Origin of the sequence: Lentzea flava (assembly GCF_014648475.1) — a bacterium.
Lineage (GTDB): Bacteria > Actinomycetota > Actinomycetes > Mycobacteriales > Pseudonocardiaceae > Lentzea > Lentzea flava.
In genome coordinates, this window is record NZ_BMRE01000103.1 from 1 (window position 1) to 12535 (window position 12535).

At 66.0% G+C, this 12535-nt stretch carries 11 protein-coding genes and 7 pseudogenes; 16 read left to right on the forward strand and 2 right to left on the reverse strand.

What is annotated here, in order from left to right; genetic code table 11:
- The 6 genes and pseudogenes from IEZ09_RS47225 to IEZ09_RS44880 form a co-directional block, all read left to right on the forward strand.
- Positions 1 to 162: pseudogene (locus IEZ09_RS47225) on the forward strand (IS5/IS1182 family transposase); the annotation flags it as partial.
- Between the two features lie 415 nt (positions 163 to 577).
- The gene (locus IEZ09_RS44860) at positions 578 to 865 is read left to right on the forward strand and encodes a hypothetical protein (RefSeq protein ID WP_189259966.1); all 288 of its coding nucleotides are present in this window, start codon (positions 578 to 580) and stop codon (positions 863 to 865) included.
- Between the two features lie 416 nt (positions 866 to 1281).
- Positions 1282 to 2281: pseudogene (locus IEZ09_RS44865) on the forward strand (IS481 family transposase).
- Positions 2282 to 2292: 11 nt separating this feature from the next.
- Positions 2293 to 3414, forward strand: a pseudogene (locus IEZ09_RS44870) (serine/threonine-protein kinase); the annotation flags it as partial.
- Entirely contained in the window at positions 3408 to 3797 is a 390-nt protein-coding gene (locus IEZ09_RS44875) for a tetratricopeptide repeat protein (RefSeq protein ID WP_189259974.1), read from the forward strand. The pseudogene IEZ09_RS44870 and the gene IEZ09_RS44875, both read left to right, overlap by 7 nt.
- 730 nt (positions 3798 to 4527) lie before the next feature.
- Positions 4528 to 5205 carry a hypothetical protein gene (locus tag IEZ09_RS44880; protein WP_189259968.1) on the forward strand — a complete coding sequence of 226 codons (678 nt, stop codon included), beginning with the start codon at positions 4528 to 4530 and terminating at the stop codon, positions 5203 to 5205.
- A 147-nt stretch (positions 5206 to 5352) separates the two neighbouring features.
- Here IEZ09_RS44880 and IEZ09_RS47230 read toward each other — a convergent pair.
- Positions 5353 to 5764: pseudogene (locus tag IEZ09_RS47230) on the reverse strand (transposase); the annotation flags it as partial.
- A gap of 33 nt (positions 5765 to 5797) precedes the next feature.
- On the opposite strand from IEZ09_RS47230, the gene IEZ09_RS47635 reads away from it, so the two are divergent.
- From IEZ09_RS47635 to IEZ09_RS48110, 9 genes and pseudogenes are all read left to right on the forward strand, one after another.
- Positions 5798 to 5929 carry a hypothetical protein gene (locus IEZ09_RS47635; protein WP_268247700.1) on the forward strand — a complete coding sequence of 44 codons (132 nt, stop codon included), beginning with the start codon at positions 5798 to 5800 and terminating at the stop codon, positions 5927 to 5929.
- Positions 5914 to 6146 (forward strand): annotated as a pseudogene (locus IEZ09_RS48200) (ISL3 family transposase); the annotation flags it as partial. The gene IEZ09_RS47635 and the pseudogene IEZ09_RS48200, both read left to right, overlap by 16 nt.
- A 484-nt stretch (positions 6147 to 6630) precedes the next feature.
- The gene (locus IEZ09_RS44885) at positions 6631 to 7242 is read left to right on the forward strand and encodes an RNA polymerase sigma factor (protein ID WP_308202467.1); all 612 of its coding nucleotides are present in this window, start codon (positions 6631 to 6633) and stop codon (positions 7240 to 7242) included.
- Positions 7235 to 8374: a CU044_5270 family protein gene (locus IEZ09_RS44890; RefSeq protein ID WP_189259969.1), complete on the forward strand. Its 1140-nt coding sequence runs from the start codon at positions 7235 to 7237 to the stop codon at positions 8372 to 8374. Before IEZ09_RS44885 ends, IEZ09_RS44890 begins: the two co-directional genes overlap by 8 nt.
- Positions 8375 to 8871: 497 nt before the next feature.
- Entirely contained in the window at positions 8872 to 9426 is a 555-nt protein-coding gene (locus IEZ09_RS44895) for a DDE-type integrase/transposase/recombinase (protein WP_189259970.1), read from the forward strand.
- A gap of 77 nt (positions 9427 to 9503) precedes the next feature.
- Positions 9504 to 9752: pseudogene (locus IEZ09_RS48100) on the forward strand (IS110 family transposase); the annotation flags it as partial.
- A 49-nt stretch (positions 9753 to 9801) separates the two neighbouring features.
- On the forward strand, positions 9802 to 10284 hold the full coding sequence (locus tag IEZ09_RS47235; protein WP_229813537.1) for a hypothetical protein: 483 nt from the start codon (positions 9802 to 9804) through the stop codon (positions 10282 to 10284).
- 57 nt (positions 10285 to 10341) lie between these two features.
- A complete protein-coding gene (locus IEZ09_RS48105; protein WP_368856231.1) occupies positions 10342 to 10626 on the forward strand; it encodes a transposase in 285 nt (94 codons plus the stop codon).
- Between the two features lie 721 nt (positions 10627 to 11347).
- Positions 11348 to 11458 (forward strand): annotated as a pseudogene (locus IEZ09_RS48110) (three-helix bundle dimerization domain-containing protein); the annotation flags it as partial.
- Positions 11459 to 11822: 364 nt separating this feature from the next.
- Here the strand turns inward: IEZ09_RS48110 and IEZ09_RS44910 are convergent.
- Positions 11823 to 12044 (reverse strand): hypothetical protein, encoded by a 222-nt coding sequence (locus IEZ09_RS44910; RefSeq protein WP_189259971.1) that lies wholly within the window; start codon positions 12042 to 12044, stop codon positions 11823 to 11825.
- Between the two features lie 320 nt (positions 12045 to 12364).
- On the opposite strand from IEZ09_RS44910, the gene IEZ09_RS44915 reads away from it, so the two are divergent.
- On the forward strand, positions 12365 to 12535 hold a 171-nt coding region (locus IEZ09_RS44915), incomplete at its 3' end, for a transposase domain-containing protein (protein ID WP_229813538.1).

Consider the following 12535-nt stretch of genomic DNA (forward strand, 5'->3'; position numbering starts at 1 on the left):
GGGGCGCTGCTGGCGGCCAAGGCGGCCGGGCACTCCCATGTGATCGTGGACGGCACGCTTATGCGCAGCGACCGGATCTCCACGCCCGGCCCCACCACCGGGGTGGACCTGTGGTGGAGCGGCAAGCACCACCATCACGGCGGGAACATCCAGGACACCTCGTCCTGGACATCAACAAGCTTATGGAGCACGACATGAGCGCCGCCCGCGCCGATCCAGAACTGCTGGCCGCGATCACCGACTGGTCAGCGACGGCGCCCTGGCGCTGACCGACCCAGGCTACGAAGGCGAGCCCGGGACCTTCACGGTCCCGGTCAAGAAGCCGAAAGGCGGGCAACTCACCCTCGACCAGCAGACCTACAACGCCGTTCACGGCGTGCTGGCTGCCTCGGCGAACGCGCCAACTGCTGCGCGAGATGTCGTCTACACCTCAGTTGGCCCGCCCGTAGGGGAAGCGGCTGTCGTGTTGCCGCAGTTTCTTCCGATGGCTGTCGGTGGCGATGTGTCCATCCTCCGCCACGGCGACGATCTACATCCCGGCTTCCTCGCTCTGTATCTCAACTCCGTGTTCGGGTAGATGCAGAACGATCGGTATTCGCGCGGAATCCGACAGCGGCGTGTGTACCCCGAGGACATCGGCGCGTTCTTGATCCCGGTGTTCGGCGCCAAGGATCAGGCCTGCGTTGGAGAGCGGATCCTACGGCATCAGGTGCTCAACGAGCTGGCCGTCGATCTGGTCAACGAGGCGAGGGCCGACGTCGAAGCGTTGAACGAGGGCACCCTCGACGTGCAGGCGATCCTCTCGGGCGCACTCAAGGCGCCAACCGCGGACGATATCCCAGAGCTGGCGGAGGACGGCGCATGAAAGTCCTCGGTATCGTTTCCCAGGTCTCCCGACTTCAAGTGGGCGCTCCTTGATGGCGGCCGAGCTCGACCCCGCGTTCTGCCGCTCCCGTCGATGTCGCAGAATCTGTCCGCTGACGCGGGTGAGGGGCACGCGCTGCTGCCCCTTCGAAAGCTGCTCTCGACCTTCCTGGCGGAGCGGGAAGTAGAGCGAATCTGCGTCCTGCAGGCCGGCTTCTCGCAGTTCCGAGGACCGTCAGCCTCACGCGTCAAGGCAGAGGGCAACGTCCAGCTGGTGGGTGCTGACCTCCAGCTAGCTGTACTGACCCGCGACGTTGCGAACGGTCCGACACGTGATCGGATGATCTTGGCATGAGGGAGGGCCTCCGGGTTCGGTGTGGATTGCGACATCTGCACCGGCTAGCCAGGAGGCCCTCGATTACTCACGCTAACGCACCGCTGTCCGAGCTGGGCCGGCTGCGCCTGGCCCGGTGTGTCGTCGACGACGGCTGGCCGCTGCGGCGAGCCGCGGAACGGTTCCAGGTCTCGGTTAGCACCGCGAAACGCTGGGCCGACCGCTACCGCGAGCACGGCGTCGCGGGCATGGCCGACCGGTCCTCGCGTCCGTTGTCGAGCCCGCGCCGGACCCCGACCCGGACCAGGCGGCGGATCATCAAGATCCGCCTGGCGCGGCGATGGGGGCCGGCACGCATCGCCTACCTGCTCGGGCTGGTGCCCTCGACCGTGCACCGGATCCTGGTCCGCTACGGCCTGGCCCGGCTATCCCACGTGGACCGCGCGACCGGGCAGCCGGTGCGCCGCTACGAGCGCGCCGCACCGGGCGAGCTCGTGCACGTCGACATCAAGAAGCTGGACAACATTCCCGACGGCGGTGGCCACAAGGTCCACGGCAGGCAAGCGGGCCTGCGCAACAGTTCCGCACATCGCGACCCGAGCCGGCCGCGCAAGAAAGGCGGTCGCGCGAATCTCGGCCACAGCTACCTGCACAACGCCGTGGACGACCATTCCCGCCTGGCCTACACCGAGATCCTGCCGGACGAGACCAAGGAATCCGCCGTCGCGTTCTGGCAACGAGCACAGACCTTCTTCCACACCAACGGGATCACCGTCGAGCGGGTGCTCACCGACAATGGGTCGTGCTACCGATCCCGGCTCTGGCGCGACACCCTGGCCGACGCGGGCATCGTCCACAAACGCACCCGCCCCTACCGGCCGCAGACCAACGGCAAAGTGGAGCGGTTCAACCGCACCCTGCTCGACGAGTGGGCCTACGCCCGCCCCTACCGCACCGAGACCGAACGCCGCGAGGCGTTCCCGCGATGGCTCCACACCTAACAATCACCACCGCGGTCACACCGCGCTCAAAGGCCAGCCACTCGCCAGCCGCGTTCCGAACCTCTCAGGTCAGTACAGCTAGCCGAGGTCGGCAAAGGGAGCTTCGGCGAGGTGTGGCAGGCGCGGAGACTGAAGGATGGTGCCACGGTTGCGATCAAGATTCCGAAAGACCAGGAGAAGGGCGAGGAGGTGCTTCGCAAGGAGTCAGAGATCATCAGGGAAATCCGTCACCCGAACATCGTTCGCGTCCACGGCTTCCACAACATCAGCGAGCTCTTCGTAATCGAGATGGAGTTCGTCGATGGCTACGACCTGGCGAAGGTCCTCGACAGCGTCAGTACGCGTGCGCCGCTCACGCTCGAACAAATGCTGGAGTGGACGATGCAGATCCTCGACGGTCTTGCTGCTGTCCACGCCGCGAACATCTCGCACAACGACCTGAAGCCGCAGAACATCCTTGTCGACAAGGCGTCCGGGGTAGCGAAGATCACCGACTTCGGGTCGAGCCGCCGGCTCGAGGATGTGTGGGTCTGGACCAAGCGCCACGGCACGGAGGCGTACATGGCCCCGGAGGTGGCGCTCGAGGGGAAGCGCGCCCGGGACGTCAGCGACATCTACTCGATCGGCGTTCTTCTCTACGAGATGGCCACGGGACGGTTGCCCTACTCGACCCCGCATCAGCTGCTGACCGGCATACAGGTCGCCAAGCCTCGTGATATCAACCGCGATGTGCCTGCGGATCTCGAGGACGTGATCCTTCGCGCGATAGCGTGGCGGCCCGAGAACCGTTTTCAGAACTGTGGGTCGATGCGCGCCGCCGTGCATGCATGCCTTGACCGGTTGCGCGCTGAGGAGGCGGCGGCAGCATGCCAGCTCGCACGGAGCCCAGCCAGCTCGGCTTCCAGCCACCTTCGTCGAGTCCGCTCTACTACCTCGAACTGGCCAAGCAGCGGCTCGCCGACGGCGACGCTCAAGGTGCCCTCGAGGCGGCGGAGGCTGCTGTCGATCGGAGCGACGGCCATCCTCAGTACCTGCGGATGCTCGGCGGCATCTGTATGCGACTGGGTTACGACCGCAAAGCGGCCGAAGCGTACGAGCAGTTGCTCACTGCCTTCGATCGTGGCTACCCGGTCGAAGGTCATCAGCGACGCGACGTTCTCGAGCGACTCGGTCAGCTGTACACCAGCCTCCAGCAGTACGGCGACGCGGTGGTGATCTACGAGCGCCTTGTGGGTGCCGTCGACCGACCGTACTCGCGGTTCCGGCTCGCCGTCGCGGCGGGGCTTGATGGCGACTACGGGCGCGCGATCCAGTTGCTCGAGACCGTTCGAGCGGAGCGGCCGGATGCCGTCGTCGTCCACTCCAAGCTCAGGTGGGCGCACGCCCTCAACGGGAACGATCGCCTCGCTCTCAGCTTCTACAACCAGGCCCTGGCGCTCGACGCCTTCGACCTGTTCAGCCTCTTCGAGCTCGGGAAGTACTACTTCATGGTCGGTGATCGGCGACGCGCTCGCGAGTACCCTGAGCGAGTCATGGACGCGGATAAACTGGGCTTCTACGGCGACCGCGTCCGCGAGCTCACGAACCCGACAGCCTGAGCTCCGCCCACAGCACCTGCTTGAGCGTCCCCAGACCACGAGTCCGGGACTTTGGAACTGGCCCCAGGAGCGGTGTTTCCGGTCCGGCACGCCGGGCCGGAGATCCGGCGTGCCGGACGGATTTCGCGGCCATCATCAGCTGGTCGACGAGCCACTCCTGGCCACAACCACGCAGGAGCAGCCGCAAGTGCTTGTCCGACAGCGGTTTCGTGTGCGGCTCTCCCGCCTCTCCGCCTCTCCGCCTTTCCAGCCAGGCCAGCGAAGTAGCCACACAGCGCTTGCAGAACACGCCGTCAGCTCTGGACGGGCAGGAGCAACGCCCGCGCAAGCCCTTCGTCGTCACATCGTGCCGCACGCGATAGGGCCGAGTGCCGTCCACTGTGGCGTTCACGGTCACCGCGTCCACCGTGACCCGCGGAACCTGACCAGCCGCGAAATATCCGCTCACCTCGCTTGAACGACCTCGCGTCAGCCAGCTTCCGCACCGTACTCACGCTCACCACCACGGCTGGTCATCCTGCCAGGCACGCAACAGCGACGGTCACATGCGGGCCGCGCCCGCATGTGAAGCGCGACAGCGACACGCCACCCGTTGTGGTGAATCCTTTCCACCAAGTGCCGTAGGAAGCGGAATAGGCGGCGAGATGGTCTCCCCGCCCCCGAAATGCACCTCCCCGATGACCTCGCTCTCCCCCTCTCATCTGGACGTGATCGAACGGCGATCCTCGCGATGACCGCCGGCCCGCAGCCGCTGACCCTCGACTGCGCGGCACTCGGATGCGGCCTGCCCAACGAGGCGCTGCCCCTGGACCAGGTGCGCGTACTGCTCCTCAAACGACAGACGAGCTGGGTGAGCAAGGACGCCGTGTGGCACGAACTCGTCCGAAGGGCACATGCAACACCGGAACCGTGGACTATCGTCGCCGCGGCCATGATGATGCCCGGTCTCAAGCACATCGCTGGGAAGCTGAATTCCCGCTTCTGCGGTGACCGCAACGACCTCGACTCCGAAATCCTCGAAGGCTTCCTTCAAGCACTGGATGTCACCGATGCGCGATCACCGAAGATCTTCGGGCGGCTCTACTGGGCGGCGTTCCGGCGCGGCCACGAAGCCCGCGACAACGAAAGGCGGCGAACGATGTCCCGGTCCGAACTCCCCGACACCGCACTCGACTCGTGCACGGCGAGCGGACACCCAGACCTCGTTCTCCCCGGAGCCATGCTCTCACGTGTCATCACGCCCCACGAAGCCGACCTCGTCTCCGACGTTCTCCTCGACCACGGAGACCGATCAACCGCGGCCAAACGACGCGGAATGAGCCGCCACCAGGTGGCAGCACAGCTCACCACCGCTTCCCGCCATCTCGCCGACTACCTCCTGGGCGGTCCCCTTCGCCCAGCCGTTTGACCACGCTCATGGCGCTGCGTGCACCGAACTGGCACGTGCACGCAGCGTGCCGAAACACAGACCGAGAAGTCGACTGGATCGCCGACGCCGAGCCAGGAAGCAGCGCTGCGGCTGACTGCAAAACGATCTGTCGCCTGTGCCTATCAGGGTTAGAAGGATGCGGTGGCGGAGAAGGTCGAATCCGGCGCGTCCGTGCATCTGTCTCATGATCCTCTTGGTGCGGGTGTGACGCCTTCGGTGCGGCCGTTGTGGTATGGCATGGTAACGGCACCGTCCACGGCGAACCGATTGATCTCGAGACCGTTGGTGAGACTGCGGAGATGCGGCAGATCGACGGCGCGAGCCTACGCGATCTATTCGGTGAGCTTCACGTCGTTACCCGCAGTCGGCCTCAGCAGTGCGGCGAAGCCTCGTACCAGAGTGGCGAGTGCGGCCATCTCGGGGCAGGCTGCGGCGATTTCTCCAGCAGCGCAGTGTCGTTCGGGCGCAGGTTCGCGGGTGTGGTGAGCGGGAGACGGCTGGCATAGCGGGCGGTCGTGACGGGGCGGTCGCATCCCGCAGCACCGAGTTCCGCCGTCTGCAACGCCTGCCCGTGACCCGGCTGGAGATTCCGCGGGTGATCGGCGTGGACGACTTCGCCCTGCGTCGCCGTCAGCGCTACGCCACGATCATCATCGATGCCGAGACCGGCCGCGACATGTCGCGGTTCACCACCGGGCGGTGAAGGACCTGCCGGTCGATGGCCGAGAGGTCGCCGTTCGCCTGCGCGTGCGGCGGCTGGTCTGCCCGGCTCGGAGCTGCCCACGGCAGACGTTCCGGGATGCCTCGGACTGCTCGAACGCCATCAGCGCCACACGGTGCGGCTCGTCCGGCAGATATCCCCTGTGGCGCAACAGTTGTGCGGCCGGGCGGCGGCACGCCTGGCCGGCCTGCTCGCCGTGTCGGTGAGGTGGCCGAGCCGTCCCGGCACACGACCTCGACGCCGGGATGCTCGCGCAGCCACGACTCCAAAATGGCCACGTCGCGACCGGGCAGGACACCCATGCACCTTCGCGGTCTCGGTCCCGCAGACAGGGCACGACACGGGCCGCAGCTCGAGTGCCGACCTTGACCACCACGATGCCGCCGTCCTCCGTCACGTCCTCGATAACCAGCGCTGACAGTCCGGAGCACACTGTCTCCACAAGGGAATCGACAGTCATCACAAGATCATGGTCGCGAACAGCTGCTCGACGTCACCACCGACTACGAGGCAGAGCCGCTCGTATTTCGACAGACCCCATCGAGGGCGGCCACGGCGGCGCGGCCGACGACAAGCAGCCGGCGTTCACGTACACGTTCCTGCGGAACACACTGGGGGAGTGACGTCGGTCACTTCGTCCGGTTGTCTGGGGACGCGAGCGGCTTCCTCGGACAACAACTAATGTGAACCGGATCGAGGAACGCAGAGCACAACAGGCGCAACGCGCTCCGGACGTTGACGACACACGTCCCGACCTCGCCAACGCGGAGCCGACCGCCGCGTTCGCCAGGCTGTTCGACACGTACGCCCGGGCCCTGCACGGTTACCTGGCGGGCCGGGTCGGCGTCAACATCGCTGACGATCTGGTCGCGGAGACGTTCCTGGTGGCTCTCCGCAGGCGCGCGAGCTACGACCCCGAGCAGTCCCCCGTCCGCGGCTGGCTGTACGGAATCGCCACCAACCTGGCGCGCAACCACGTCCGCACGGAGATCCGAGGCTACCGGGCTTCCGCTCGCGTGCACGCCCTCCGGGAAGCGGGCGTCGAGCACGACGCGCAGACCGTCGACCGCCTGGACGCCCAACGGTCGTGCAGGCACCTAGCCGACGGACTGGCCTCGCTCACCGAGCAGGAACGCGACATCTTGCTCCTGACGTCGTGGGCCGGGCTGGAACCGATCGAGGTGGCGGCCGCTCTCGGCATGCCGGCAAGCACTGTCCGGTCGCGTCTGCACCGGGTGCGCCACAAGCTCCAAGCACATCTCCGCACCGCTCAAGAGGAGAACCGCGATGACTGAGCGCGGCGACCACAACCCCGATCGTCAACTCGACGAGGCACTCGCCTCGTTGCACCTGGAGGCACGCATGTCCAACCGATCACTCGACGACGCCCGCGCGAAGCTGATGCGGGAAGCGTCCGCGAAGGGTGCCCCGGCGGCGAAGTCGCCCTTTCGCCGTCGTGGCCTGGTCGTCGGCGTGGCAGCAGCGGCGGCGGCCGCGGTCGTGGGAGGCGTCGCCGCCCTCGGCGGGGGCGGCGGAGCACCGGCGCAGCCGGTGGCCCAGCCGACCACCGCACAGCAGCCCACCAAGCGCGACGTGTCGCTCCTCTCGGCGTCCAAGGTCCTGAACGACGCGGCGGACAAGATCACCGCAAACGACCCGGAACTGAAGTCGGGCCAGTACCGGTACGTCGAGGTCAAGGGCTCCTACTCGCGCGGATTCCAGATCGGGACCCCACAGGAAGTCGTGAGCGCCCCGGCCGGCTACACCTACCTCGCCGACGTCACCTACCAGACCTGGATCCCGGCGGACGTGACGCAGGAGTGGCTGGAGAAGCGCGTCCCCGGTTCCGCGAAGCTGATCGGCAGTTCCATGCCCGCAGCCGAGGTGCCCGCGTACCAGCCGGCGGACACCGACAAGGGCGAGCGGCGCGGCGCGTGCGGCGACTTCTTCCCCAATTCCCAGCCGAAGAAGGTGTGCGGCGACGCCACGGACTCAGGGCAGCCCGCGTTCTACGCGAACCTGCCGCGCGACCCCGACCAGTTGCTGGCGTGGCTGAAGAACTACACCTCCCAGCGCGGCTCGTCCCCGAGCACGATGTTCCACTTCGGCATCCAGTTCCTGAACTCCGGGATCATGCCGGCCGACCTGCGCAGCCCCCTCCTGCGCGCGATGTCGAAGATCGACGGCGTGAAGGTCGTCGAGGAGGCGACCACCCCGGACGGGCGCAAGGGCCTCGCACTCGGCCTGGACAGCGACCAGGAGCGCCGCGACCTGATCGTGGACCCGGACAAGGGCGAGATCATCGGCGAGCGGACCGTCGCGAAGGCGCAGGCGGACTATCCGTGGATCAAGCCCGGCACCGTGACCAGCAGCGTTTCCGTGACGACGAAGATAGCCCCCGCCATCGGCGTGGTCCCGGCGAGTTAGCCGGGAACAGGCGTGCCCGGCGCGGCGCCACAGGTCGGCGAGGAACAGTTGCTGGCCATGCCGGTGGGCCCCCGAGACTAAGGTCGCTGATGCGGCGGCCGAGGCGGTGGGCGAGCAGGCTGCGGTTCTTGCGGCACAGCCGGCACGAGCCCTGTGCATCGAGCGCGACGTGCTGCCCGCACGTGCGGCAGTCTCCGATATCGGGATGGGTTTCCCGCCAGGACCGGCAGCCGACGCACAGCCAGCCGTAGGTGCGAGTCACGACTCAGGCGTGACAGTCGGGGCAGGCATCGACGACCACGCGGTGCGGCGCGAGCGGGCCGGGCAGTCGCCACACCGCCACGCCGAGGAGGTCAGCGGCAACGTTGCCGCGACCTGCCGCTACTACGGCATCAGCCGCAATGTGTTCTACCGGTGGAAGCGCCGTTCGAGGACGAGGGGGTCTCAAAGACCGCTCCAGCGCCCCGCACCACAGTCCGGCGACGACCCACCCGGAGGTGGTATGGCGCATTCTCAAGCGGCTGAGCCTCAACCGGCTACCCACATCCGAGCGCTACAAGAGCCGCCAGAAACGCTGGAAGCGCTACGACAAGCAGCATCCAGGCCACCACGTGCAGATCGACGTCAAGTTCATCGAACCGATCACCACCGCCGCGGGCACACGCAAGCACGACTACCAGTACACCGCGATCGACGACTGCACCCGGCTGCGGATCCTGCGGATCTACCCGCGATCAGACCAGAAGACCGCGATCCAGTTCCTGGACTACGTGCTGTCGCGGCTGCCGTTCCAGATCGAGAAGATCCAGACCGCCAACGGGGCGGAGTTCCAGACCCAGTTCCACTGGCACGTCCTGGACCAGGGTGTCGGGCACATCTACATCCGCCCCGCCACACCGCGGCTCAACGGCAAGTCTGTGAGTCTGGTTGTGGTGCTGCAGCCGAGCTGGTCTGACTCCGGCAAAGGTATGACCGTGGTGTCCTGCGGTCGATTTGTCGGCCGGCTCTGCTGCGGTGCCGTGGTGCGCACCAGCCAGACGGAACTCACCTGATAGAAGCTTGGCCAGAAGCCCCGTCACAGACTTGTCGCTCCCCCGGCCGGTTCGCTCCGATCCGTCAGAGCAGCCTCATGGAGGAGCGAGTTCAGCATGACAAGCCAGGCCCAGGTGCCATCGGTGGTGTCGACACCCAGAAACACACCCACTACGCCAGAGTTATCGACGAGCACGGCCGCTATCCTGGTCATCAGGAGTTTCCCGCGACCGATCACGGCTACCGGCACCTGCTGGAATGGATGCGCGGCCACGGCCCGGTCAATACAGCTGGAGTGGAGAGCACCGGCTCGTTCGGCGCCACGCTGACCAGATTCCTGACCAACGCCGGCATCCGTCGTCGAGGTGAACCGGCCCAATCGGCTGGCAGGGCGCATGGACGGCAAGTCCGATCGCCTCGACGCCGAGCAGATCGCTCGAGCAGTGCACAGCCACACTTCGACCGCCACTCCCCAAGCCAAGTCCGGCAGCGTCGAGGTGATCCGCACCCTGCGAGTCACCGGCACCAGCGCGGTCAAGGCTCGCACTCAGGCGTTCAGCACCTTGTGGGGCGTCATGATCGGAGCGCCCTCACCGCTGCGCGACGACCTACTCCCACTCGCCAGACGAACCCTTGTCGACCGGTGTCTGCAACTACGTCCGGAAACCGATGATCTCCTGTCGTTGGCCGGCGACGCCGAGCGGCTGCTCCTGGCCGGAGTCAAGACTGCACTGCGTGATCTAGCCCGACGCTGGAAGACCCACGAGGACGAGATCAAACTGCTCAACAAGCAGATCGAAGCGCTCATGCAGGCCGCCGCTCCCGACTTGGTGCAACTCCATGGGTCGGCGTCGAGCTCGCCGGACAGTTCCTCGTGACCGCGGGCGACAACGCCGAACGCATCCACAGCGAAGCGGCCTTCGTCAAGCTCTGCGGTGTCGCGCCACAACCGACCCTGCGGCGGGCGCACCACCGGCCGGCATCGGCTCAGCCGCGGCGGCGACCGCGCCGCCAACAGCGCTCTCTACCTCGTCACCATCGTCCGCATCCGCCACCACCAGCCCACTCGCGACTACGTCCAACGCCGCACCGCGGAAGGCCTGAGCAAACGCGAGATCATCCGCTGTCTCAAGCGTTACATCGCCCGAGAGATCTACAACAACCTCCCACGACCCACCGCTCAACGACCACCGAACAAACAACCAACCGCAGCAGCTTGACGAACATCGGAGCATCGAGCGCAGCCACCGCATTGACGCCGAGGAGTTCTACCGCCAGCTCGACGGCGTGGTGATCGACGACGCCGGGGTCTTCAACGACAAACTCAAGGAGTGGGAGGACTACTACAACTACCAGTGGCCCCCACAGCGGCCAGACACCCTGTGAGAGGCTGCTACGGAAGACCCAAGTCCAGCCTGTCACCAGCCAATGTCTGTTGCACAGTTGTGGGCTGGTGACAGTGGTGAGAGCGCCAAATACTGGCTGCATGTCCTCAGTCAGGCCGAGGAGCCACCGCTGCCCACCCCGCTCGATCTGGTTCTCGGCGATCAGCCACCTGCCGAAGCCACCCAGCTCGACCTTCCATCCGTCCGATGTCGCAGCCAGCTTGGCGACCCTCGCGGCGGCACGGCAGAGCGAACTCCCACTGGTTCAGCGCCCTTGCTGATCATCTGCCCAACCTGACCCCCGCCGGATAGCACACGCATCCCCGAGGCCTGGCGCCAGCTGTCACCATCGTTTGGGCAGTTCCGGCAGAAGGCAATCTCTACTCGATCGGTCAGCTGCGGAGCATCGATGGTCAGCCGGGAGGAGCCATGACCCAACCCTCAACGGACACAAGGTTCGCGATCCGCACGACCTCCGCGCCGAGATCGAAGCGCAACTCGACCTCGCCGCCGAGGAAGCCACCGACGGTGCAACGGCAAGGCGGACTACCGGGCGGTCCGGCAAGCGGTTTCCGAGGCCTACCACCGTCTGTCCAGCGAAGCCAAGTTCCGGAACTTCCTGCCAATCCTCGCTGCCAGAGCCGCCCACCAGAACGTGTGCAGATGACGACGAGATCATCGGTCCTAGCTGCTTGGCGGTCGTGGCGGTCTTGTTGCCCTTGCCGTGGTAGTGCACCGAGTCGGTGTCCTGGTTGAGATCGCCGTTGTGGATGGATGAACCGAGGTGCCGGTTCACGTCGGCGTAGACGTCGATCCGCTCGTTCATCGTCCCACCTGCGGCCGCGGGAACATTGCGCTGGTTATCGGCAGTCGACATTCATCCACTTCACCTGGATGACTTCCTTGCCGATGCCGGGAATCTTCCGGTCCGCCCAGAGTTGACGCAGACCGTGGGCTTGCTGCCATCGCTCTCAATCAAGGCCACAGCCGCACCGCGAGCGGCTGTGGCCTACCGAGGAAAACTCGGTTTCTCAGGCGTACACCCAGAGATCCTCCTGATCGCTGTCGCGGTGCGGCCCGAAGAGGCAGGAGGACCAGCGTCCCTGCGCGATGCCGTCATCACAAGCACGTGCGGCTTCCGCATGGTTTGGGTAGACACCGGCGAAGACCGGATTCGACGCGGACGCGACCGGCGTCACGGCGGCCAGAGCGGCACAGGCGAGAACACCCGCTGCCATGAGCTTCTTGACCATGTCATCCTTTCAGAGCTGATTGCCTTGCGGTCGGTTTTATCTGACGAGAACCGCAGAGACTCGGTAGGACAAATCACCGGAAAAACTCGACGCCATCGTCGAGGTCAGTCGCTACCCAAGTCAACACATAGTGATTCAAACTGCCCCATCGCACCCACTTTGCTTCCCGGGTTTCCCGATCAGGAAATACGCGTGATACGGGAACGCGTCGGCGCCGCGCCGACCCTCCCGTCTAGCTGTATTGACCCCAATGCCGCTAAGTTAACGATCTTGGATGTGGCCGTCTGAGGTCGTGAAGTGGTTGACAGTACTGTGGATCAGTGCCGTCCCCTCGCTCGTTCACCGATGGAATCAGTATCGGTGTGCTGACTCGTCTGTTCGATCGTGGCCTGGTGGACGAGGTGCTGGCCGAGACGGGGCGGCGGGAGAAAGGGTCGCGTTTGCTGCCGGCGCGGGTGGTCGTCTACTACGTGCTGGCGTTGTGCCTGTTC

What these genes read in the sequence shown, in the direction of transcription:
- IEZ09_RS44860 (WP_189259966.1), top strand. Translation starts at nt 578, where the DNA reads ATGCAGAACGATCGGTATTCGCGCGGAATCCGACAGCGGCGTGTGTAC.
- IEZ09_RS44890 (WP_189259969.1), top strand. Translation starts at nt 7,235, where the DNA reads ATGACTGAGCGCGGCGACCACAACCCCGATCGTCAACTCGACGAGGCA.
- IEZ09_RS44880 (WP_189259968.1), top strand. Translation starts at nt 4,528, where the DNA reads ATGACCGCCGGCCCGCAGCCGCTGACCCTCGACTGCGCGGCACTCGGA.
- IEZ09_RS47235 (WP_229813537.1), top strand. Translation starts at nt 9,802, where the DNA reads ATGGACGGCAAGTCCGATCGCCTCGACGCCGAGCAGATCGCTCGAGCA.
- IEZ09_RS44910 (WP_189259971.1), bottom strand. Translation starts at nt 12,044, where the DNA reads ATGGTCAAGAAGCTCATGGCAGCGGGTGTTCTCGCCTGTGCCGCTCTG.